The organism is Bacillus sp. EB106-02-03-XG38, from assembly GCF_058792175.1.
Window position 1 is genome coordinate 901,529 of record NZ_JBYTED010000002.1, and the last position, 23,901, is coordinate 925,429.

General features: G+C 34.7%; 29 protein-coding genes. 11 read left to right on the forward strand and 18 right to left on the reverse strand.

All coding sequences use genetic code 11. The annotated features are described in order from the left end of the window. The 7 genes from AC3WTI_RS14020 to AC3WTI_RS14050 form a co-directional block, all read right to left on the reverse strand. Positions 1-105 (reverse strand): sulfurtransferase TusA family protein (locus tag AC3WTI_RS14020; RefSeq protein ID WP_492304375.1); only part of this gene is annotated, 105 nt, incomplete at its 3' end. 27 nt (positions 106-132) lie between these two features. Further along, positions 133-1,263, reverse strand: coding sequence for an MBL fold metallo-hydrolase (locus tag AC3WTI_RS14025; protein WP_097840871.1), 1,131 nt, complete (start codon positions 1,261-1,263; stop codon positions 133-135). A gap of 41 nt (positions 1,264-1,304) precedes the next feature. Then, positions 1,305-1,862 (reverse strand): sulfurtransferase TusA family protein, encoded by a 558-nt coding sequence (locus AC3WTI_RS14030; RefSeq protein WP_087957441.1) that lies wholly within the window; start codon positions 1,860-1,862, stop codon positions 1,305-1,307. 88 nt (positions 1,863-1,950) lie between these two features. Then, positions 1,951-2,214: a metal-sensitive transcriptional regulator gene (locus AC3WTI_RS14035; RefSeq protein WP_000456206.1), complete on the reverse strand. Its 264-nt coding sequence runs from the start codon at positions 2,212-2,214 to the stop codon at positions 1,951-1,953. A gap of 185 nt (positions 2,215-2,399) precedes the next feature. Then, positions 2,400-4,064 carry a CoA-disulfide reductase gene (gene cdr / locus AC3WTI_RS14040; RefSeq protein ID WP_097840869.1) on the reverse strand — a complete coding sequence of 555 codons (1,665 nt, stop codon included), beginning with the start codon at positions 4,062-4,064 and terminating at the stop codon, positions 2,400-2,402. Between the two features lie 201 nt (positions 4,065-4,265). Continuing rightward, positions 4,266-4,850 carry a DUF3238 domain-containing protein gene (locus AC3WTI_RS14045; protein WP_087957438.1) on the reverse strand — a complete coding sequence of 195 codons (585 nt, stop codon included), beginning with the start codon at positions 4,848-4,850 and terminating at the stop codon, positions 4,266-4,268. A 133-nt stretch (positions 4,851-4,983) separates the two neighbouring features. After that, a complete protein-coding gene (locus AC3WTI_RS14050) occupies positions 4,984-5,568 on the reverse strand; it encodes a DUF3238 domain-containing protein (RefSeq protein ID WP_087957437.1) in 585 nt (194 codons plus the stop codon). Positions 5,569-5,713: 145 nt separating this feature from the next. On the opposite strand from AC3WTI_RS14050, the gene AC3WTI_RS14055 reads away from it, so the two are divergent. After that, positions 5,714-6,184 (forward strand): MarR family winged helix-turn-helix transcriptional regulator, encoded by a 471-nt coding sequence (locus tag AC3WTI_RS14055; RefSeq protein WP_087957436.1) that lies wholly within the window; start codon positions 5,714-5,716, stop codon positions 6,182-6,184. Positions 6,185-6,266: 82 nt separating this feature from the next. Here AC3WTI_RS14055 and AC3WTI_RS14060 read toward each other — a convergent pair whose 3' ends face one another. The 3 genes from AC3WTI_RS14060 to AC3WTI_RS14070 all read right to left on the reverse strand — a co-directional run bounded on the left by AC3WTI_RS14060 (position 6,267) and on the right by AC3WTI_RS14070 (position 9,732). Then, positions 6,267-7,529, reverse strand: a complete 1,263-nt coding sequence (locus tag AC3WTI_RS14060; protein WP_097840868.1) for a neutral/alkaline non-lysosomal ceramidase N-terminal domain-containing protein — start codon at positions 7,527-7,529, stop codon at positions 6,267-6,269. A 108-nt stretch (positions 7,530-7,637) separates the two neighbouring features. Next, positions 7,638-9,056, reverse strand: coding sequence for a stage V sporulation protein SpoVR (gene spoVR, locus AC3WTI_RS14065; protein WP_097840867.1), 1,419 nt, complete (start codon positions 9,054-9,056; stop codon positions 7,638-7,640). 115 nt (positions 9,057-9,171) lie between these two features. Continuing rightward, positions 9,172-9,732, reverse strand: a complete 561-nt coding sequence (locus AC3WTI_RS14070; RefSeq protein WP_000214810.1) for a nitroreductase family protein — start codon at positions 9,730-9,732, stop codon at positions 9,172-9,174. Between the two features lie 238 nt (positions 9,733-9,970). Between AC3WTI_RS14070 and AC3WTI_RS14075 the strand changes: the two genes are divergently transcribed. From AC3WTI_RS14075 to AC3WTI_RS14115, 9 genes are all read left to right on the forward strand, one after another. Beyond that, entirely contained in the window at positions 9,971-10,567 is a 597-nt protein-coding gene (locus tag AC3WTI_RS14075; protein ID WP_142305830.1) for a hypothetical protein, read from the forward strand. Positions 10,568-10,692: 125 nt separating this feature from the next. After that, positions 10,693-12,210: a spore germination protein gene (locus AC3WTI_RS14080; protein WP_097840865.1), complete on the forward strand. Its 1,518-nt coding sequence runs from the start codon at positions 10,693-10,695 to the stop codon at positions 12,208-12,210. Beyond that, positions 12,207-13,289 (forward strand): Ger(x)C family spore germination protein, encoded by a 1,083-nt coding sequence (locus tag AC3WTI_RS14085; protein WP_087957433.1) that lies wholly within the window; start codon positions 12,207-12,209, stop codon positions 13,287-13,289. The genes AC3WTI_RS14080 and AC3WTI_RS14085 overlap by 4 nt, the downstream gene beginning before the upstream one ends. 16 nt (positions 13,290-13,305) lie before the next feature. Then, complete coding sequence (locus AC3WTI_RS14090) at positions 13,306-14,406, forward strand: GerAB/ArcD/ProY family transporter (RefSeq protein WP_087957432.1); 1,101 nt, start codon at positions 13,306-13,308, stop codon at positions 14,404-14,406. Positions 14,407-14,451: 45 nt separating this feature from the next. Beyond that, positions 14,452-14,961 (forward strand): PCYCGC domain-containing protein, encoded by a 510-nt coding sequence (locus AC3WTI_RS14095; protein ID WP_097840864.1) that lies wholly within the window; start codon positions 14,452-14,454, stop codon positions 14,959-14,961. 120 nt (positions 14,962-15,081) lie between these two features. Then, positions 15,082-15,330 (forward strand): YhdB family protein, encoded by a 249-nt coding sequence (locus AC3WTI_RS14100; RefSeq protein ID WP_048526289.1) that lies wholly within the window; start codon positions 15,082-15,084, stop codon positions 15,328-15,330. Between the two features lie 165 nt (positions 15,331-15,495). Then, the gene (locus AC3WTI_RS14105) at positions 15,496-15,915 is read left to right on the forward strand and encodes a disulfide formation protein C (protein WP_087957430.1); all 420 of its coding nucleotides are present in this window, start codon (positions 15,496-15,498) and stop codon (positions 15,913-15,915) included. 12 nt (positions 15,916-15,927) lie between these two features. Then, positions 15,928-16,380, forward strand: coding sequence for a thioredoxin family protein (locus AC3WTI_RS14110; protein ID WP_087957429.1), 453 nt, complete (start codon positions 15,928-15,930; stop codon positions 16,378-16,380). 72 nt (positions 16,381-16,452) lie between these two features. Then, positions 16,453-16,668, forward strand: coding sequence for a DUF1540 domain-containing protein (locus tag AC3WTI_RS14115; RefSeq protein ID WP_087957428.1), 216 nt, complete (start codon positions 16,453-16,455; stop codon positions 16,666-16,668). Positions 16,669-16,703: 35 nt separating this feature from the next. On the opposite strand, the gene AC3WTI_RS14120 is transcribed toward AC3WTI_RS14115, so the two are convergent. From AC3WTI_RS14120 to AC3WTI_RS14130, 3 genes are all read right to left on the reverse strand, one after another. Next, entirely contained in the window at positions 16,704-16,955 is a 252-nt protein-coding gene (locus AC3WTI_RS14120; protein ID WP_076535709.1) for a hypothetical protein, read from the reverse strand. 104 nt (positions 16,956-17,059) lie between these two features. Further along, complete coding sequence (locus tag AC3WTI_RS14125; RefSeq protein WP_087957427.1) at positions 17,060-17,821, reverse strand: L,D-transpeptidase; 762 nt, start codon at positions 17,819-17,821, stop codon at positions 17,060-17,062. A gap of 66 nt (positions 17,822-17,887) precedes the next feature. Beyond that, positions 17,888-18,754 (reverse strand): SDR family oxidoreductase, encoded by an 867-nt coding sequence (locus AC3WTI_RS14130; protein WP_097840863.1) that lies wholly within the window; start codon positions 18,752-18,754, stop codon positions 17,888-17,890. A gap of 203 nt (positions 18,755-18,957) precedes the next feature. On the opposite strand from AC3WTI_RS14130, the gene AC3WTI_RS14135 reads away from it, so the two are divergent. Continuing rightward, positions 18,958-20,259 (forward strand): NCS2 family permease, encoded by a 1,302-nt coding sequence (locus AC3WTI_RS14135; protein WP_000482729.1) that lies wholly within the window; start codon positions 18,958-18,960, stop codon positions 20,257-20,259. A gap of 52 nt (positions 20,260-20,311) precedes the next feature. Here the strand turns inward: AC3WTI_RS14135 and AC3WTI_RS14140 are convergent, their stop codons facing one another. Genes AC3WTI_RS14140 through AC3WTI_RS14160 form a run of 5 tightly spaced genes read right to left on the reverse strand, consistent with a single transcriptional unit; the run spans position 20,312 to position 23,814 of the window. Further along, a complete protein-coding gene (locus tag AC3WTI_RS14140; protein ID WP_087957425.1) occupies positions 20,312-20,563 on the reverse strand; it encodes a sugar ABC transporter ATPase in 252 nt (83 codons plus the stop codon). A 48-nt stretch (positions 20,564-20,611) separates the two neighbouring features. Beyond that, positions 20,612-20,815: a hypothetical protein gene (locus tag AC3WTI_RS14145; RefSeq protein ID WP_087957424.1), complete on the reverse strand. Its 204-nt coding sequence runs from the start codon at positions 20,813-20,815 to the stop codon at positions 20,612-20,614. A 44-nt stretch (positions 20,816-20,859) separates the two neighbouring features. Beyond that, a complete protein-coding gene (locus tag AC3WTI_RS14150; protein WP_097840862.1) occupies positions 20,860-21,498 on the reverse strand; it encodes an ABC transporter ATP-binding protein in 639 nt (212 codons plus the stop codon). Further along, positions 21,499-22,731 (reverse strand): ABC transporter permease, encoded by a 1,233-nt coding sequence (locus tag AC3WTI_RS14155; RefSeq protein WP_097840861.1) that lies wholly within the window; start codon positions 22,729-22,731, stop codon positions 21,499-21,501. A gap of 9 nt (positions 22,732-22,740) precedes the next feature. After that, positions 22,741-23,814 (reverse strand): ABC transporter permease, encoded by a 1,074-nt coding sequence (locus tag AC3WTI_RS14160; RefSeq protein ID WP_097840860.1) that lies wholly within the window; start codon positions 23,812-23,814, stop codon positions 22,741-22,743. Positions 23,815-23,901 lie beyond the last annotated feature (87 nt).

The window sequence follows — 23,901 nt, forward strand, 5'->3', positions numbered from 1 at the left end:
TAACACTTCCCCTGATTGTAATGCTTCCATTGCCTTCTTCGTTCTTACAATCGGCATTGGACATGCTAATCCTTTTGCATCTAATACCTGTTTTACATTCATCATCTATTCCTCCGTGTTTCATTTATTTTATTATTCATGAACCGCACAACGATTTGGACCAATCTCCATTTCACGCTCTTCATCTGCACTTGGATGAATTTTCCCCATATTTGTTTGACGAATTTCTTCATAAGCATTTGGCTGAGGTGGTAAATTCTCTGTTACAACTTTCCGAAACTCTTCCTTATCCTCAATATTTAGCCCTGCATTATACGCAAATAAATCTTTTAACTTTGCGCTCACAACACCATGCTCATCCATTTCACTTATTTTTGAATAATGAGCCGGTAACACAATTAAACTTTGAGATAGCTCTTTATATCGGCTATATAAAGTATTACGTAAATCACTTACCCAATCTTCAGCCTTTCCAGCAAGATCTGGACGCCCGATTGAATCTACAAATAAAATATCGCCTGATAATAAATACTCCTCATCTACAATAAATGAAGTACTACCAATTGTATGCCCCGGTGAGTATAATGCATCAATTTCAATTGTAGTACCCCCCACCGTAATAACAGTTCCTTCAACAAGTGGCTTATATGAGAACACAACTTCTTCTGCATCCTTCGGCGGTAACCAATACGTCCCGTTTACTTTCTCAGCTAGCTTACGACCTCCTGAAATATGGTCTGCATGTAAATGTGTATCCATTACATTCGTAATCGTAACGCCCTGCTCTTTCGCAAACTCTTCGTACGCTTCAACTGTTCTTACTGCATCAATAACTGCTGCTTTACCGTTCGAAATAACCATATATGATAAGCAACCTTTTCCAAGACGGTTAAACTGATACATACTTCCGCCATCTTTTAAATCTCCAACTTTTATCGGCTTTACATATTCACTCCAAGCCTTCATACCACCAGATAAATAATAAATATTTTCTAATCCAGCCTCTGTTAATTGCTCTGCCACAAATATAGAAGAACCTTCTTTTGCACATACTACTAAAACATCTTTATCTTTAGGTAGTTCACTGACAATATGATCTACCCTCTCTAATAAATCAAAGTACGGCACATTCATTGAAGTAACTTCTTTTCCTTCAATTTTCCAATCTTTATAATCCTTCTCATTACGAACATCTAAAATAAATAACTCTTCGAATAAAACTTTCTCTGCAACATCTTTTGCTTGTAATGCTTTAACGCTCATCTAATTACCCCCATAGGTATATTTTTAGTTAAAAAATTTTATTATTCCACATTCCCTTTCCACTCTAACATGCCTGGAATGACATTTTTCACATTTGCATAACCTTTCTCTTTCAACATGTGGCAAGCTATATCACTACGGTTACCAGTTCGACAAACAACGTAAATCTGCTTCGTCTGATCTAATTCCGCACTACCAAGTTCGCCTAATGGAACTGAAATAGCCGATGGAATATGACCAAAAGCGAATTCCGCCGCTTCACGAACATCTACTACAATACACTCTTCACCACTTAATACTATCTCTTCCAATTCCGAATTCGTAATTGTATGAGGATATTTCACTATTTCATTCATTTCATGCTCATTTGCTTTTCTAACGTAATGCATCAATACATCACCTTCTTGTTTCGTACCGATATATTGATGACCTACTTTACTCGCCCAACTTTGTATATCTACAGTAGACCCTTTATCTGTTGCCTGAACTTCAATCACTTGCCCTGACGTCAATCCTTCCATCGCCTTCTTCGTCTTTACAATCGGCATCGGACAAGCCAAACCTTTACAATCTAGATTCATATCCACTTTTATACTCATAGTCGATTCCTCCACAATTTATATACATATACCTGTAGGGGTATATTAAAATGTTTTTGAAAATCTGTCAACACTTATGTTTGACAGATTATCGGCTTTTTACAAGTAATTGAACAGCTTCTTTAATTAACTCTTCATTTGAACCATTACCGCTTTCAAACTGCTCACGCAAACATTGCTCTAAATTTGTCCCAACAACAAGTCCAATTGTACGATCAAGTGCAGAACGAGATGCCGTTAACTGTGTAATAACCTCTCGGCAATCTTTTCCTTCTTCCATCATACGAAGTACACCACGAACTTGACCTTCAATACGTTTCAATCTATTTTTCATATCTTGATTATATTCCATTCTATAATCACCTCATTACCATTATGTCACTATTTATAGCTTATGACAATATATTATACCCTATAGGGTATTTTGTAAACCCCTATTTTTAATATTTATCTTATATGTTCACAAAATAAAAAGTGAAACCTTAATACATAAGCTTTCATCTTCCACCAAATTTTAAAGTGGAAGATGAAAAAATATTAATACGCAACACGTTCTGGTAATACTGTCCCATACAATTTAAAGCCACCATCTACGTTCTTTACCTTATATCCTTTTTCCATTAACATGCGCGCTGCAACATACCCTCTCATACCAAGTTGACAAGTAATATATATTTCTTTATCTATTGGCACTTCATCCAAACGATTACGTAATTCATCTAACGGAATATTAATAGAACCTTTAATCATTCCCTGTTTTAGTTCATTAGGCTCTCGAACATCAATAAGATATCCACCATTTTCAACAATACGATCTATTTCATGCCATTGTACTGTGTCCACGAAACCATCTACTATATTACTTGCTGCATACCCCACCATGTTTACTGGATCTTTTGCAGAAGAATATGGCGGGGCATATGATAATTCTAAATCCGGTAAATCGATTACAGTTAAGTTTGCCTTCATTGCCGTTGCGATAACATCAATACGCTTATCTACACCGTCACGCCCTAATGCCTGCGCCCCATAAATTTTTCCGCTTTCTTTATTAAAAATTAATTTTATTAGCACTGGCGTAGCATTCGGATAATATCCCGCATGCGAATTCGCCTGCACATGTACTACCTCATAGGGTATATTTAATCGTTTTAATATTTTCTCATTTACACCCGTCGCAGCAACTGTTAAATCAAAAACTTTAGCTATAGAAGTTCCCATCGTCCCTTTATATAAAGAATCTGTATAGTCATGAATAATATCAGCTAACATGCGACCTTGACGATTAGCTGGCCACGCTAACGGAATCATCGTTTCTGTTTCTGTAACAAAATCCTTCACTTCAATCGCATCACCAATTGCATATACATGTGGATCCGACGTTTGAAAACTCTCATTTACCTTTATCGTTCCTCTAACTCCTAGTGCTAACCCTGCATCCCTTGCTAAACTGCTCTCTGGTTGCACACCAATTGCTAAAATAATCATATCTGTCTTTATGATTGAACCACTTTTTAAACGTACAACAGTCCCATGCTTTTCTAATGCATCTACACCACCTTCTAAAACAAGCTCAACATTGTGCTTTTTCATATGCTCATGTACATATGCTGCCATTTCATAATCAATTGGTGGCATTACTTGATTTGCCATCTCTACAAGAGTAACCTCAATCCCACGTTCTCTTAAATTCTCAACCATTTCCACTCCAATAAATCCGCCACCAATAACCGTCGCATGACGTGGTTTCTTCTCATCAATATACGCTTTAATACGATCTGTATCAGGTACATTTCGTAACGTAAACATCGCCTTCGCTTCTTCAATACCTGGAATAGGTGGAACGATTGGTTTTGCCCCTGGTGAAAGAATTAAAATATCATATTCCTCGTTATATGTTTCATTTGTAGTTACATTCTTTATCGTAATTGTTTTCTCTTCTTTATTAATCTTTACCACTTCACTCAATACACGTATATCTAGATTAAAACGCTTTGACATTCTTTCAACAGTTTGTACTAATAACTTTTGTCTTTCTGTAATAACACCGCCAATATAGTACGGTAAGCCACAATTTGCAAATGAAATATATTCACCGCGCTCCACCATAATAATTTCATCTTCTTCACTTAAACGGCGAAGCCTTGCAGCTACCGATGCACCGCCCGCAACTCCACCTACTACTACAATTTTTCTAGACATATTTCAAACCTCCATATGATTTATTTTCTCAATGTATCAAAAACAGAAAACTCATACCCGTATGGGTATATAATAAAATATACAAAAATCATTTTCAATATATATGTCTTTCTTTCACAAATTTGAAACAAATAAAAAAGAACTTAGACATCTCCAAGTTCCTTACAAATGAAGCAACACATCGTTCCATTGTCATACTTCCTATAATCTCTTTGTAAAACTATAATCCATTTCCCCGCCTAGTGCTGCAGCTGTATCACCGGTTTCTCTAAAATCATGTGTATATATTTTTTCAAATGAACCGAAGTCTACTTGCTTATAAAATTCAAAACAAGGGAATCCATCATGCTCTCCTTGAATATCAATACTACCATCCTTGTTCACACATACATGTAATACATAATCTACAGGAGGTGCATATATATTTAACGGATTACTTGCGCTCGCACTCATTTTAAATTGCACACCATCAGGATTCCATACGATATTAGTGCACACAATATGTTCAGTACTCGCTTTTCCTGTTCTTTTATTCACAGAACCATCTAGATTCGTAATCTTCTCTGTCGTAATACCCGTGTTCGCATATGAAAACACTTCTTCTTTATAAAAATCCACTACTACCTCTTGCTCAACCCTAGAGCGCATAGTATTTACCGCATGTGGTGTAAATTCACGTGAATCACCTTCGAATTGAATTATTTTTCCTGTTTCCATATCCTTCCTCGATTCTGTCCAAGACATTGGAATAAATACACTGGCTCTAATTTTTACGATATTAGTCATTAGAAACACCTCTATAATTTTATTTTAGATACTGAATACTATTGAGTAAAATAGATCATAATTTCAATCCTAAAACCAATAGGTTTCTCTTTCACTTTTCTACTTCTTTCTAAAAATAGCGCTATATTTATGTTTAGACTGTCGTTTTAAAGCTATATTCCATCTCTCCAGCTAGTGCTGCTGGAGTATCATTTGTTTCTCTAAAATCATGTGTATACATTGATTCAAACGGACCAAAATCTACTTGTTTATAAAATTCATAGCAAGGGAAACCATCATGTACACCTTCAACATGCACAGTACCACTTTTATTAACTCGTATAGCCAACAAATAATCAGCTGCAGGTGCTGCCGTATTTAACGGATTACTGGCACTTGCTCTCATTTCAAATGAAACTTCATCCTCGCCCCATACGATATTCGTACATACAATATTTTCTGTACTTGTTTCTCCTTTTTGATACTCAGTTGAGCCATCTGGATTTATAATCTTCACTGTGACGATACAAGCATCTGCATATGTGAAAATTTCTCTTTTATAAAAATCAATATTCACTTCTTGTTCTAACCTTGAACGCTTTGCGTTCACCGCGTATGGTGTAAACTCACGTGCATCTCCAGCATATTCAAACGATCTTCCTGTTACAGGATCCTTAATAGGTTCCAGCGATGCATATGGTGCAAAAACACTCCCTCTAATTTTTACGATATGAACCATGTGAAACCTCCATTGATTCTATTTATATAAATCATTATTTGTTCTACCAACACAATATAGTCAACTTGATTGACTATATTGTGTATAGTACAATAAGTATTACACATAGTCAACTTAATTGACTACAAGTGCGGAGGTTATATATATGGATCAAACATTTAACGAGTTAGATCTTACATCGCTTTTATCATTATCATTTAGCACATTAATTACTGAGCTACATGAAAAATTAAGTGAATTAGGATTTGAAGATATTAGACCAGCACACGGTTTTATGTTCAAACGTATCCTACCTAATGGAGCAACAGGCATAGAATTAGCTGAGTATTTAGGGATTTCTAAGCAAGCTGTAAGCAAAATGATCGATTCTCTTGAAAGCAGTGGTTATGTCACGCGCAAAAAGCATCCTACTGATAAAAGAGGCAAAATCATTATTTTAACCGAACGTGGTTTAGCCGTAATGAAAGCGAAAGAAGAAATAGTAGCTGAAATAGAGCAACGATGGATTGAAAACATAGGTGCTGAACGAATGCAAACGCTCAAAGAAGACTTAACAACATTCGTTACTAACGAAAACACAGGGAAATTATCATCAAATATACGACCTGTTTGGTAACTAAAAACTCCATAAAAAAACGAATCCATTTTGAGTATTCTTTTTCAAAATGGATTCGTTTTCTACAGTTTTATTAATAATTTTACACATTATATAATGTCATAACTCTATGCACAATCAACTCCGCTGTATTCTCCTCCGGTGGCATTAACAAATTTGTAACCATTCCATACACAACAGGGCTTAATTCCACTTCATATCCACCATATGCATACTCTTCCTTTGTTGGTAAATAGCCAATATATCCATTCGTATATCCACCAAGAAAAGCTATTTCATTTTGAAGACGCTCTTTCATTTCTAACGCAGTCTCTGAAAAAGGTTCCATCGGTATACCAGAGAACATCCCATCATTAACTTGAAACAGTTGAACTTCTAAATCCATACGTAACTGCCGAATACCTTGCTTATATTTCTCTAAAATGATAGTAAGCCATTCATCCGTATTTACACCCCACTGCTTCTCCGCCAATTGAGCCATGCTTCGTATCTCATTCATTTCAGGAATATCTTTCAATTTCATTTGCATCTTACACGACACTGTTCTTAAATTTACAATTGGGCTATATGTAACTGTTGGCAACATCGTTAATACATGTCCACTAAGTGTGTAAGCCATTTTCTTTAATGCTTCCCTTGAACCGCGATACTTTGCATTTACATTACCAGCAGCTCCTTGCACAATAATAACAGGACAGTTTACGATCCTCTCAAGAATCTCCCTCGTCATTCCAGGATAATCCGCTGATAATACATCGCTATCACCTTTTAAAACATTCGGATGCGCGGTACAAAATACTACAATCCCAGATAACTCCTTCGTTTCGACATCTCTTATTGCTAACATGCCAATTCGTTTATCTACAACACCCTCTATATTTGTTCCCATCTTCGCTCTTCCATCAGATGTTCGCTCTCTTCGGTTGATCCCAATATCACCTGTCGTAATACCCCAGCCAACTTCACATCGCTTCAAGTTGTTATTCGCAGTAACCGCACCTTGCACCACATTATTTACTAAAATTGTTTTATACGACCTTACTAAATGTCGCTCACCAACAGTTTCCGGACCAGAGTGTGTATGTGTATAAACAACTGTTATTCGCTCAAATGGCACATGAAGCCTACTAGCTACTCGCTCACGAATGATATTCGTATCTTCTACTAACATTCCAATATTATCAATACTTATAAACACAGTTTTCATTTCATCTTTTTCAAATACAAAAACTGTCCCATAAATACGCTCTTCAATATTATTTATTCCTGTCTCTCTATGGTATCCAACAAAATCAATACCGACAGGCGGTGTAATATCTACCTTGCATACCCCTATTTTGCTCATTTGAATCGCTCCACTTCTCTATGTAACTCCCTTTTTTTAAGAATAGCATATTTTACCTTTTTTCAAATAAAAAAGAACGAACATAGTATTCTATGTCCGTTCTTTGCATCACACATACTTCCGATGCACCATCTTCCCATCATAAGAAAATACAACGCCCTTACTCTCGACGATCGACTCCATATGCACTGTTCTTCCCCATAATTGATGAAGATATGGCAATACTTTTTCTAAGTATTTTAAATCAAGCTCAATTCCTTCGTAACTATGCTTAATGTACAATTCTCCGTTCTTTAAGTAGTCCCCGTCTTCTACTACTAAGTACGGGAATCCACCATTTGTACGCATATTTACGAGCTGATCACGTACATGTTCCCACTCTTTATCTATTACTTTATACTCTTTTCCTTGGCGCTGGAATAAGTACATATCTTCTCTCATTACGAGATCTTTATTTAAGTAGTTTCTTAAAAACGATACATCCCATTCAATTTCTCGTACTTCAAACATTTTCTCACGACCAGATCCTGGTTTGACGCCTCTTCGTTTCATTTCTTCTGTCGGATTGTTGTAGCGTTCTTCAATATCTTCAAACATTTTAATACCGAGGTAGTATGGGTTAATGCTCGTTTTTGATGGCTGAACGACACCTGCATTTAATTTCGCAAATTCGATTGCTTCATCAGATGTTAAGTCCATTTCGCGAAGTATACGTTGATGCCAGTATGATGCCCAGCCTTCATTCATGATCTTTGTTTCAAGTTGCGGCCAGAAATATAACATTTCTTCACGCATCATCGTTAATATGTCTCGCTGCCAATCTTCTAGCTCACGGCTATATTCTTCAATAAAGAGGAGTAAGTCCTTTTCTGGTTGCGGCGGAATTTTCTTCTTTTTACGTACATTGGGACGTTCCCTCTTTTTATTTCGATCATCTAAATTCCATAGGTCATCATATTGTGATGCCTTTTTCTTTTCTACTTCTTCCTCTTCTAAATCATCAATACTCCACGCAAGTTTCGGACGCATGAGCGACGGATCAATATGTTCTTGAATGGCAAGTACGGCATCCAAAAATGTTTCTACTTCTGCCTTTCCGTACTTATGCTCATACGCTTTCACCCGTTCAGCTGTCGCTGACATACTTTCTACCATATCTCGCTTCGTATTTGAAAAACGAATATTATTTTTAAAGAAATCACAGTGTGCTAACACGTGCGCTACAATTAATTTATTTTGAATTAACGAGTTCGTATCTAATAAAAAGGCATAACATGGATCAGAGTTAATAACGAGTTCGTATATTTTACTAAGCCCTAGATCGTATTGTAATTTCATTCTGAAAAACTGTTTTCCAAAACTCCAATGTGAAAACCGCGTCGGCATCCCATACGCACCAAATGTATAAATAATTTCCGCTGGACATATTTCATAACGCATCGGATAAAAATCAAGCCCAAATCCAGTAGCAATTTCCGTAATTTCCGCAATCGCATATTGCAGTGCTTTATCGTCACTTGCTCTCATTATTTTCCCTCCTTACACTTTCCCTTAAGAAAGTGTATGATTGAGAACAAGCTTTCATGAGGATTGATTGCATAATAAAAAGACATCCTCATAAAAAGCGAGAATGTCTCATCTATTAACCTTCAATAATCTCCATCTTCTCCGTAATCGGCGTACGAGCTTTTCCTTCTGGTGCTTTATCGAAATAGCCAAGGTGAAGAATTCCAACGATGCGTTGACCTCTTGTTAAACCAAGTCCTTCTATAAATAGTGGATTGTAGTTTAATCCGCCTGATTTCCAAACACAACCTAAGCCACGTTCCCAAGCAAGAAGCTGGAAGTTTTGCATAAATGCACATGTTGCAGCGTAATCTTCGTCACGTTGAATTTGACGAGGGTCTTCATTTATATATACAACGATTTGTGCAGGCGTGCTTAAGAAACGATCAGATAAAATTTTACCGCGTTTCGCTCTTTCTTCTTCTGTGAAAGAGTTTAATACTGCGTCTACTAACTTCTGACGGCCTTCTCCAATGTATAATTTACAATTCCATGGTTCACGGTGTTTATGATTCGGTGCCCACGTTGCGTCGTTTAATAGTTCAATTAATAACTCTTTATCTACAGCTTTATCTGTGAATGTACGTACAGAGCGTCTTTCTTTAATCACATTTGCGATGGAAGTATATGTAGTCATATTTTTCTCTCCCTTATTTTCATCTATATGTATACATTTGTTATTGATATTGATATTGATTTTCAATTTCGATTATACCTTAGTTTTTTACTATTAATCAATGTTTTATGTTGGAAAACTTCCAAAAACGTCATTTTATACTGTGAATAAAAAAACTTCATTTGTTCACAAGTATTTCACATTTTATGGAAATGATATGTGTACAGTTTTCCACATTATCCATCTAGGAGGAATTTATATGTACAAAAAAATCGTAGTAAGTATGACTATGGCAGCATTATTATTCGGGGCAACCGTCCTCCCTACTTACGCTGCTACGCCAAAAGAAGTAACATTCCACCATCATAAACTCATTTCCGAAGAAGAAATGCAGTCACTCGAAAAACTCGGCTATAACAAACATGAAATTTGGAAAGCTGCTCACATTGCAAGAATGAGTAAAAAAGAAATAAAAGATGTTTTAGCTTACTATAAACAAAATAAATCTTGGGAGAAAACAGCCGAGCACTTCGGCGTAGATCCAAGTAAGTTGAAAAAGCATCATATGAATAAAGAAACGAAAAAGGCACTACTGCAACAATTAGCAACTATGCAAAAATCTACACCCGATGTACTAAAACAAAAAATGAAAGAATACAATATCGGATTACGCCAGCTCACAGTACTAACAATCATCGCTCAAAAAAGTAATACCCCACTTGACGATGTACTAAAAATGAAAAAAGACGGAATGGATATGAAACAGATTGCCGAAAAATTAAATGTAAAAAAAGAAGATATACGAGCTGAAATGATTAAATTAGTAAAGTCTATTAAGGAAAAAAAAACAAATTAATACGCCAAAAAGGAAGAGGTTTTCAATACTCTTCCTTTTCTTTATGAACTTTCAATTTTCAAGTATAAATTCCCGCCTTTCCCAAAAACTAACATAAGTAAATGATATATGTCAGGGGTGAGAAAATGTTCGGTTTATCATCTAAGAAATCCAAAAAGACTAGTACAAAAACAATTTGTTCTATTCCAGAATTTATAAAAACCATGAAAGAATCTAGCGATTTTGTCTCTTATAACGTACTTGAAGATGAAACGTTATGCTTGTTTTATTATAAATCTGTCGTGGAAGCACTTATTATTAAACAGTTTATTTTAACTCCTATAAAAAAGGAATCAGAACATATTCAAAATATCTCTGACCTATGTAATATTGTCTCCATTGAAGATGTTATTATCTCTCCCTCTATTGATGATATTCGTGAGAAATTATTAGGTGGATATATTTTAGTACGCTTAAAAAGCAATTCGAATCCCGATCAATATGCTTTAATTCGTGCCGAAAGTACTGTTTTAGGAACACGATTATATAACGATACAGAAAATGAGTATAGCGTAATTGGACCTAAGATCGGTTTCGTTGAAAACCTTGATACAAATATACACTTATTGCGCCGAAATATTGTAACCGAGCAACTCATTTTCAAAGAAGTCATCGTTGGATCTATGTCAAAAACGAAAGTAGCGGTTGCTTATATTGAAGGGGTTACAAATGAACAATTTATCAACACTGCAATACAACGACTAGAAGACATTGACTTTGATGTACCATTTGATTCGACTATGATTGAGCAATTTATTAGTGATAATAGCAATTCACCGTTCCCTGTTCTATTACCTACAGAACGATTAGATCGAGCGGTATTTGCATTAATTAACGGGGAAGTTTTAATTTTAACAGATGGATCTCCATATGCTTTATCTGGACCGACAACGTTACTAGATTTTTTCATTTCACCAGAAGATTATTATTTACCATGGATGATTGGATCGTTCTTTCGCGTTATTCGTTTCTTCGGAGCTATATTCTCTCTTTTTTCCTCCGCTATTTATACAGCGGCTTTAACATATCATTATCAAATGATTCCTGCTGATTTACTAGGACCTATTATTTTCTCGCGAGCGAACGTACCTTTCCCGCCTATTCTAGAAGCACTCTTTTTAGAAATTACAATCGAATTGCTTCGTGAAGCGGGAGCACGTTTACCGACAAAAGTCGGACAAACAATTGGTATTGTTGGCGGGATTGTAATTGGGCAAGCATCTGTTGAAGCCGCTTTAACAAGTACGATTTTATTAATTGCAGTTGCTTTATCCGCTCTTGCATCTTTCACAACACCGACTGTAAAAATGTCTTCTACTATTCGGTTGTTACGATTTCCGCTTATTCTTTTAGCTGGTGCATTTGGCGGATTAGGTCTTATTGTCGGGTTTGTATTCATTTTAGCTCATTTAATTAAATTAAAATCACTTGGATCACCTTATTTATTACCTTTATATCCATTCCGTGGTTTAGGTACAGCAGAAGGTTTTCTTCGATTACCATTTAGCCAAACGGCACAAAGGCCTTCTTTTCTTAGACCAAAATCAAAATGGCGCTATAATCCAAACAAATCGAAGCAAAAACGTGATGGTGATAATGAATGAAAAAACTTTTATTGTTCCTTATTATAATCTTTTTTGTTCTACAAACTGGCTGTACACAAACGTATGTAGTGGATACGCAACGTATTATTCATGTTGCTGGATTTGACATTACAAAAAATAAAAGATTCCAAGGAACGATCTTATTTCCAGAGTATACACATGGTGTAAAGTCTAAGCCAGAAACTCAATCAACATCTGCTCGCTCACTTGAAACAATCGCTTCACGATTAAATGCGAAATCCCCCCACAATGTTGTTGTAGGTCAAATGCGTGTCGTTCTATTTGGGAAAGATTTAGGAGAACAAGGAATGGGAGAGATTATTACTAACTTACAACGTGATCCAAATATCGGACGTGATATACAACTAGCAATTGTACATGGATCAGCTGAAGAGCTTTTAAATTATGGCAAACAAAATGGATCATTATATATTGCTGATTTACTCGAGCAAAATATAAGAAATGAGAACATTCCACAAACTGCATTAAATATTTTTTTATATAATTACTACTCTTCGGTATGTGATGCCTATGTCCCTTATATTAAAATGGGCGATAATCATTCCGTCGCTGTCAAAGGGCTTGCTTTTTTAAGAGGTGATAAAGTCGTTATGTATACAGATAAAAGACACTCTGTTTTAGCAAAACTACTAATTAACCCTACAAAAAATGGGCGTTACGAGGCAGCGATAAAAAAGAATAAACATAAAGGTATGGTGGTCATACAAAACTTAGCTGGGGAAAATAAATATGATATTGATCAAACCGGCGACATACCAAAAGTAAAAATCCATTTGAAATTAAATGGATTAATTAAAAACTCTCCCAATTGGATTGATTTAAGAAAAAAAACAAATATCACTTATATAAAAAAACAAATTGAACGAAATGTTGAAAAAGACTGTGAAGATTTAATAAAACAATTTCAGGAAAAGAAAATTGATCCTTTAGGAGTACGCGATGAAATTAGAAGTCATACGAGAAAATGGAATATAAAACAAATTCGAAATATGTATCCGAATGTAGCGGTGGATATCAATTTAGATCTTAATATTGTACAATCTGGAATCGGGGAATAGTGAGGTGAAATAGGCCATGAATAAAGCAAAGACAGTCTCTCCATACTTTGCATTTATCTTATTACATTCTCTTCAAATCGGAATAGGAGTTCTTGGATATCAACGTGTAATTTTAAAAAATGCTGGTTATGATGCCTGGATTTCTCTTATTATTGCGGGGATTGCAACTCATATTATACTTTTTTGCATGCTAAAAATGTTAGAAAAAGATGGAGATTTAATTACCATTCATACGACGACCTTTGGAAAATGGATTGGTTCTATATTTTCCGTAATTTTTACTCTTTATTGCTTATTATTCTGCCTTACTGTTCTCCGTACATATATGGAAGTAATACAAGTTTGGATTTTCCCTACTATTAAATTATGGAAACTTACCCTTATGTTTTTATTAGTGACTTACTATATTATAAAAGGCGGGTTCCGCTCTGTGACAGGGATATGCTTTTGGGGTATTGTGCTTCCTATTTTTGTGATATTCTTTTTAATCTATCCAATGAAATATGCACACTTCCGCAATATTTTACCTATTTTTACACATTCACCTTTTGACATGCTTATATCTGCAAAACACTCTGCGTTAGAGTTTCTTGGTTTTGAAACAATCTTAATCTTCTATCCATTTATTGAAAAAGGAGAATCCTTAAAAAGATGGGCTCATGCAGGTATTGCTTTCAGTACCTTAATTTATGTAGTTTTAGCCATCGTATCTTTTATGTATTATAGCGAGGGCCAATTAAATCACACGATTTGGCCTACTTTAACAATGTTAAAAATCATTAAAGTTCCTTTCATTCAACGCTTTGAATACATTATTATTTTCGTTTGGTTTTTAATTATTTTGCCAAATCTTTGTTTAACCATTTGGTCATCATGTCAAACGATGAAGCGTTCATTCCATATTCCTTTTAAATTCACATTACCATTTTTCACCTTAATAGTCTTTACAGCTTCCTTATTTTTCACAAACCGTGAAAGTATCAATACATTAAATACGGTGCTATCTCAAGCAGGCTTATATATTGTATACGCTTATATCCCAATTTTATTTCTCTTTCATTCACTGCGATGGCGCTTCAAAAATCAGTCGAAAAAATCTTCAACCGATACACCATAATCTCTGATACAATTTGAGTAATACATTTGTAAAGGGGACAAGCGTATGAAGAAATATGTATTTTCTTTACTTGCAGTACTGAGTTTAATTCTTGCTGGATGCGGAGCTACTAGTACAAATGAAAAAAAATCATCTGAATCAAAAGAAGAGCATGACCACGCATCGCATACTCAGCAAGCTGATATTCAAGAAAAAACAAAAGGAGTCGACACACTTCCTACCTTCTTAGACAAGCTTGATCCACAAATGAAAGATATCTACACTGTCGCTGGACAAAATGCAGAGCTATTAGATTGGATTCCATGTTACTGCGGTTGTGGTGATAGTGTGGGACATAAAAATAATAAAAACTGCTTTATTCGTGAAATTAAAAAGAATGGTGAAGTTGTTTGGGATTCCCACGCAACGACTTGCGTCAATTGCTTAGAAATCGCGGTTGAATCTGCTTCCATGAAACAAAAAGGAAAATCAACGCTAGAAATTCGTAACTATATCGACAATAAATACAAAGAGGGCTACGGCAAGCCAACACCTACGCCAATGCCAAAAGCTTAAAAACGGGGACATTCCTCGTTTTTTCTTTTCATTCACCTTTTTTCTTAACAAATTCTTTCAAGTGTATTTCTCCTTGCTTGTCACACACTATATATAACTCCTCAGTAAGGAGGGTACACAGTGCAAACATATAACGACTATGATAAAGCTCTCTATTACACGTATTGCTGTAATTGGGATAAATTACTCGTTCTTATGGTTCAAACGAACGATCAATTATTTTCTAAGCGTATTGAACACTTTTTACACGCTTATCAATACAGTAAAGAACTACCAGAAGTTGATAAACAATTGCAGCTCCTATTTCAATATATTGACCATGCATCCCAAAAGTCACATATAGATGAAGTAGAGCAAATTCAAATGTAAAATATAGCGCTATTCTCTTTATGAGAATAGCGCTTTTTTAAAATGTTTATATCAATAAAAGTTTCCCCTTATAAAACTTTTATTGATAAACATATTTTTTCTTTCTTTTCTGTGCTACTTCATACTATAATTTAGTATGTAACTATTATAAGAGAGGTATAAAATATGGGACGAGAAAAAAAGCAAGAATATGCTTTACTTACCGCATGGGGAGCTTCTTTTATCGCTACACTAGGAAGTCTGTACTTTTCCGAAATCATGAAATTTGAGCCTTGTGTACTTTGTTGGTATCAACGTATTATTATGTATCCATTCGTTTTATGGCTCGGTATCGCTGTAGCAAAGAAAGATTATCGCATCGCAAGTTATTCTTTACCAATTGCAAGTATTGGTGCTTGTATTTCTTTATATCACTATGCAATTCAAAAAGTCCCAGCATTTTCAGCTGCTGGAGCAGCTTGCGGCCGTGTACCCTGCACCGGAGAATTCATAAACTGGTTTGGTTTTATTACAATCCCGTTTTTAGCACTTATCGGCTTTATTACAATCGCTGTATGTAGTTTTATTGTAATAAAAAACAAATAAGGAGATGAAATCATGAAAAAAATGCTTATATTTGGTGGTATTATTATCGCCTTATTTGTAGCAATTTTCGCTGTCACACAAATGGAAGAAAAAAATGCTACTAGCCAAAAAATTGATAATGCTACTGGTAGTACAACAAATGGTCCTGACTACTATACAAACAAAATCTCTCTTTCAGATCTTCAAAAGAATTTAAAAGAGAAAAAAGAAGAAACAGTATACTTTTATCAAACATCTTGTGTTCACTGTCAAAAGCTATCACCTGTCGTAGTACCAATGGCTAAAGACTTGAACGTTGATATGAAAGTTATGGATATTGAAAAAATAGATGCTCCTTGGGATGAATATAACATTAAAGGAACTCCAACAATTATTCATTTCAAAGATGGCAAAGAAGTAAGCCGTATTAGTGGAGAACAGCCGAAAGACAAATTAAAAGAATGGCTTGAGCAAACGAAAAAATAACGAGAAAAGGAAACTCCTTCTACACATGAAATGGGCGTAAAATCCCAAACTAATGTATAAGGAGGGGGTTTTATGCCAGAAGTGAAATGCTCTGTTTCCAATTGCTCATTTTGGGGACAAGGTAACTTTTGTCAAGCAAGTGCAATCGTTGTTCAACCAGATGCAGAAGAAACTGGTTCGAATACAAATGATTCATACACAAGCGCAGTTTTAACAAACGAGACGCTAGAAAGCTCTGTAACAACAAGTGTAGAAACTTGTTGCCATACATTTAAGCCAAAATATTAAACATAAAAAGCATACGATTACTCGTATGCTTTTTTTTACATCCCTCTCCAAAAATCATGCATGATAAAAAAGTACAAAATAACGAGAATAGCTGTCCCGCATAGGGTAATGCGCCGATATATACTCTTCTCACCTTCTCTTGCTTTCACAAATGCCCAAATAAATCCGAAGAACAATATTAAATCAACATATGGAACATAAAAAGAAAAAACGAGAAACGCATACAAATACACGATAAATAAACAGGTCGTTACTAAGAAAACTTTAAAAGCAAATTCACTTTTCATAATGTAACCGCCCCCTATCTGTACTGTATTATATTCAGCAAAATCCAATAGTTGCAGTTAAACTCGAAGTAGAAATAAGCTACCGTCTATAATACGGTAGCTTATTACGGAACATTATATTTTCGTTTATATATATTACTTAAAACCGAAGAAGGAATTTGCTCATAACGAATTTTTTCTCCAGTTTCATCCACTATATACAAATTGTTTCCTATATAATATATTCCATCTTTTCGTTTTGAATACACTGAATATCTTTCGTTTGGTAATACCGTTTTTACTTTCGTTAACTGCCCATTTGGTTCTTGCCAATATATATCGGCGCGGTCTACTAACGTAAGCATACCAATTTGCTCTTCTTCTATTTTACGACCATTCCAGCTCACAACGCGGTAACCAAGTTTATTTGCTTCATATTCAGGGCTCGTATGAAAACGGGAAATAATTACCTTTGTTTGTAATTGCACCCGGTCATATAACCATTGTATATCCCGGTCATGCATGCGAATACAGCCATTCGACTCCCGACTTCCAATCGTCCATTCCCGATTTGTTCCATGAATTGCATACTCCTTTTTATCCAAACCTAACCAGCGCGTACCGAGAGGATTATTCGCTGCACCACCAGGTATTTTTTTTCGATGATATTCTTTATTTTTATATTTAGTTATAATGCAAAAATTACCTTCAGGCGTAGGTGTACGATCTCTTCCAGTTGTTACGGGGAATGTTTTTGTATAATTTCCATTTTCAAAAAAAGACAACTGGTTTGTCGTAAGGTTCACTAATATTAAATGATCTGTATCAGCAAAAGCACTAACCGGTAGGATGAAAAATAATAGGATGACGAAACATAATTTTTTCATCTATATCCCCCCTAGCGCTCACTATAATAAGTGGAATTAACTTTACTTTGCTCTTATAAATGAAAACTATCCATTAACAATAACGCCGCCATTTACATGAATCATTTGCCCAGTAACATAGGATGAATCACCGGACGCTAAATATACGTACGCTGGCGCTAGTTCATATGGTTGACCAGGTCTTTGCATTGGTACATTGCTCCCAAACTGAGAAACTTTCTTCTCATCAAAGCTTGATGGAATAAGTGGTGTCCAAATTGGTCCCGGTGCCACACCATTTACACGGATCCCTTTTTGTACTAACGACTGAGAAAGTGATCTTGTAAAAGCTACGATTGCTCCTTTCGTTGCGGAATAATCAATTAAAGTTTCATTTCCTTCATACGCAACGATAGATGCCGTATTGATAATGACATCCCCTTTCTTTAAATGAGAAAGTGCGGCTTTCGTAACGTGAAAATAAGAAAAAATATTAATGCGAAACGTCTTTTCTAGCTGTTCTGCTGTAATATATTCTAGCCCTTGCTGCGGATATTGCTGCGCGACATTGTTTACTAAAATATTTAAACTACCTAGCTGCCGGACAGTCTCTTCTACAATATCTTTACAATGCTGTTCTTCACTTAAATCCCCCGGTAACAACATACACTTTACGCCTTCTTGTTCTACACGTTTCTTCGTCTCATTCGCATCTCCTTCTTCATCTAAATAAGCAATTGCAATATTCGCTCCCTCTTTCGCAAAAGCGATGGAAACAGCTCGTCCAATCCCGCTATCCCCTCCTGTAATTAATACATTCTTTCCTTTTAATTTTTCGCTTCCTTTATAATTTGTATCTTCAAACTGCGGTAAAGGATTCATTAAGGATTCAATACCAGGCTGTTTATTTTGATGTTGCGCTGGCATTGTTATAAAGTTTTTTTGCTGCGGCATAGCGTCTTTCAACTCCTTTTCCTTATAATATGTGCACAATAAAAACTGAAATTCACACGTCGTTTTACGATTAATATTCGAATTTAAGACACAAAATATGAATTGTTGTAAACTTTTTATGCAAAACTATTGCAAAATAGTTAAAAAACGAATATTATATATAACTGTTGTGAAAATTATTCGTAAACAGAAAGGATGTTTATATGTTTAACCTTTCAAAACATAAAACTTCTATTAAAACTGAAATTATGGCAGGTATTATTACCTTCTTAACAATGGCATATATCATTGTCGTAAACCCTGTCATCCTTGGGGATGCAGGAGTTCCATTTGAACAAGCATTTACAGCAACAATTATCGCTGCTGTTGTCGGAACATTATTTATGGCGATCTTTACAAACTTACCAATCGCAATTGCACCAGGTATGGGATTAAATGCTTACTTCTCTTACTCTGTTGTAAAAGCTCATGAAGGCATGACTTTCGCAATTGCATTCTCTGCTGTATTCGTAGCAGGTATGATTTTAATTTTGTTATCATTCACATCTTTTCGTACAAAATTAATGGAAGCAATTCCTGAAAACTTAAAGCATGCAATTACTGCTGGTATCGGTCTTTTCATCGCCTTTATCGGTTTACGTTTAACAGGTATCGTTACAAAAAATGAGGCAAACTTAGTTGGACTTGGTGATCTTCACTCTGCTCCAGTACTACTAGCATTAGCTGGACTTGGAATTACAATTGTCCTTATGTCTTTAAATGTAAATGGCGCACTATTTATCGGAATGCTATTAACTGGTATTATCGCTTTCTTCACAGGACAATTAACATTCTCAAACGGTGTTACATCAATGCCTGGATTACCAGAAGGAATTATCGTTTCAAATCCAATTACTGCTGTATCTGATGTAATTAACTACGGATTGTACGGCGTTGTATTCTCATTCTTCCTTGTTACATTATTCGATACGACAGGTACATTACTTGGCGTTGCTCAACAAGGTGGATTTATGAAAGACGGAAAGCTTCCAAAAGCTGGACGAGCTCTTCTATCTGACTCATTCTCAGCAACAATCGGTTCTATGTTCGGAACAACACCATCAACAGCGTACATTGAATCATCTGCTGGTGTTGCAGCTGGTGGTCGTACTGGTTTAACAACTGTTACAGTAGCTGTTCTATTCGCACTAGCTGCATTCTTCGGACCATTAGTAAGTGCCGTTTCTGGTGTATCAGCTATTACTGCACCATCATTAATTATCGTTGGTAGCCTTATGATGGGTTCAGTTCGCCACATCGATTGGGACGCATTTGATGAAGCATTCCCAGCATTCTTAGTAATCTTAAGCATGCCACTTACATCAAGTATCGCAACAGGTATCGCACTTGGATTTATTTCATACCCACTTATGAAAGTGGCAAAAGGTAAATTTCGTTCTGTTCACCCACTTGTGTATGTATTCGGAATCTTGTTCGCTTATCAATTGATTTTCTTACCACATTAAAATCCCTCTTTATGAGGGATTTTTTTATACATAAAAAGTAGCGCATCGGAATTCAATGCGCTACTTTCAATACAAGAAGTAAAAGACCGTTCACTATCGCTGCAATTCCTAAAGAGACGGCTATTATCAGCTCTCCCATTCCATTATTCAATACAAACATAACAGAAGAAATGAAAGTCAAAATAATTAATATTAACGTTGGTATATATTTAATAATAGGCTTCTTATATGATTTTTTTGAAAGAAGAAATGTAATTACTAACGTCATAATGACAACAAAATATACGGCAAATAAAAAAATCATATGAAAGCCTCCTCTACGCCAAAACTACTTAAAAAAGATTAGAAACCTTTAATATTTCTCATTCACCTGTACTTCTTTACTATACTTTTGAATGAAAATGGATGAAATAACCATCAGCATTCCTACACTACATCCAATCAGCTGGTCTAGTAGCATTTCATCATGAATGAACCAGCGCAATAAAAATACGACACAAAAAATAAACATCATAGTAAATCCAGTATGCCTAAGACCTTTATATACATTTTCCATATGTATCACCTCTTTACATACTTTTATCCATATTATACCATATATCAATCAAGCAAACGTATGGTCCTCTGGCAGTATGCAGCTACCTTTTGATCGTGTGTTACAACTAGCACCGTTTTTCCTTGTTTATGAATCTCTTGTAAAATACTCATAATTTTCTTCCCGTTTTCTTGATCAAGAGCACCAGTCGGTTCATCAGCAAGTATAATTTTTGTATCTTGTGCTAACGCCCTTGCTATCGCTGTTCTTTGCTGCTCTCCTCCTGATAACTCGTAAGGATATTTGTTAATATGCCCCTCAAGCCCTACCATTTTCAGCATTTCTTTTGATATTTGCATACGTTTCTTATGAGACATTCTTCTATATACAAGCGGAAGCATTACATTTTCAACAACTATATAATCATCTAGTAGCGAAAAGTTCTGAAACACAAATCCAACTTCCGTATTTCGATACTTATGATAATTTGCCTTTAATGTACTCGTATCCATTCCATCTAAAAAATACTTTCCAGCAGAGGGGCTATCGATTAAGCCAATAATGTTAAGGAGAGTAGATTTCCCAGAACCAGAGGGTCCCATAATAGCTATCATTTCGCCTTTTTCTATTGTAAGATTAATATCCTTTAAAGCACTAAAATCATTCTTTCCAAAACCCTTAGCCACATTTGCGAGCTGAATCATCTATAACACCTCTTTCATATATGTATTTTTTATTTTTAATACATTGAAATAAATAATTGTATATATAATGAAGATCATTACAATTGATATCGTACTTATAACAATCAATGATTCTTTAGATACTTGTAACGTTCCAAAGAAAGATACTATACTATTTTCTAGCCCTTTCTGAATTTCAATTACTCCGCTATTCTCCCATTGGAAATACATAATTCCTATACATATAGATAAAATGAATAACAACATATACTCAATAATAAACGGAAGACATAGTTGAAAAGTACTTGCTCCCAATGCTGATTTAATAGAAATATTTTTACGTTCCATATAAAGCGTGGCCATTGATGTTAATAAAATAGATATAAATGAAAAAGATAAGACTGTACCGCTTAATAATAAGGGATATGACATATTATCAATGCCTTGCTTTTCATTTTCTAATAATTTATCCGGATTTGTAACATAATACGAATACCCCTTACCTTCTGTTACCTTTAATACTTTCTTTTGAAATTCATTTATATTTATCTTCTCATTTGTTTCTATAATTAACCCATTGTATAAAAGTTCTACACTATAGAAATCTATTTCTTCTGTTCCAATTGGTAAAATCGCCATGTCATCTAATAATGTAATACGATTATCCGATATTTCACCGCTTCGAGGATATGTGAATGGTGAATTTTTTTCTAAAAAGCCAATTACTTTTAGCTTCATTTTTCCAGATGGTATAACATCACCAATAGATACCTTACCTGTATAATTAGCCCCTAATATAACAGGTCTAATATCAAATACTGATTTATGAAATTCCGATTCCTTAAAATATCTTCCTTGTGAAATTTGTATATGAAAGTACTTATTAATATCTTTATCAACAATAAGAGTCTTTATCGTTCCATTTTCTTCTTTTAAACTAAGTGAATAGTTACGAAACAAATAAGTAGTTTTATTTGTTATTGGTATCGTATTAGATAACCCTTGAATGAAATGCTGATAATCACTTTTCGCTTTTTCTTCGCTAAACAATGTTATATCTTGCGTCGCATAAAGTTCATAGAAATTTTTATGAGTCGATAAATTATTTGCTACCGTCATCATTTTTCGATATCCCGAAAGATTACTAACAAATTCTATTACTGAAGAAAATGCAATAATTAAAGAAATTACTATCATCAAACTTGGTAACAACCGTTTTTTAACAGACCGTATAGAATCAAATATAAAAAACATAACGACCTCCTACGTTCTTAAGTGTTTTCCGGGATATATATTTATAATGTGCTTGATTGGAATTACAGTAACAAAAAATGTAAGAAAAATTATAAAAACAACATTACATATCAATACATATAGTGTTAACGGTTTTACTAAGTATGTCTGAAAATACGTATGAATTGTTCCCGAAAATATTTCTAGTGTAATAAAAACTAAGAACATCGCTGCTAGAGAAATAAACAAAATTTGAATATATAGTTCGCAGTAAATAGATATATTAGAAGCACCTACTGCTTTTTTTAATGAAATCTCTCTTTCTTTTTTATAAATCCAAAATAAAACCGCAGAAATGCCAGAAACAATTGCAACAAGAATGAATTTATAATAATACTTATTTGCTGGATCTATATATGTTACATTTAGTTCCTGGGAATCTCTTTTATTCAGTATTTGAACCTCACCCGAAATTACTTCTTTGCTCTTATTCATAAATATTTTTATTTCGTTATGGATAGATGATGTAGGGTTAACAACTGTTAATTGTAATTGTTTACTCGCGATAATACTTTTTTTAGATATAGTAGGTAAGTTTTGAAGTGGAACGTATATGCCTGCTACACCAACGTCACTGTCTTTTCTCGATATAGTTCCTATTTTTTTATATGTATCATCAATTTCATATAATTCCTCTACATTCGTTTGATCACCAACAACTATATCGTTTACATTTTCACGATGAAAATATTGTCCTTCAGAAATATATGGCTTCCAATAATAATCATCTTTTAAGTTCACAGCTATAACCTTTGTTGCCCCTGAACTATTCAATGCTTTTAAATGCTCTACGTAAATATCACTTTTCACAAAAGTATCTTGTATGAAAGGAATTATCTCTTCCAATTCAGTTGCATTCGCTATCGGAACAGTTAAAATTTGATTGTTTTCTGGGAAACCGATTTGAAAAGCAGATATAAAATTCCGTTTAGATTCTGTTAAAAGCGCAGCTACTGATATAGAAAGAAAAGAAATAAAAAATGCCATAAGAAGAATTACGGAAAATAGTTTGTTGTTTTTTATATTTTTAAAAGCTAGGTACATGTCTGTGCTCCTTTTAAATAAGAAGGAGATGATGAACATCCCCTTCTCCTTATGCAAATATTTATAAAGACAACTGTTTAATGTTTT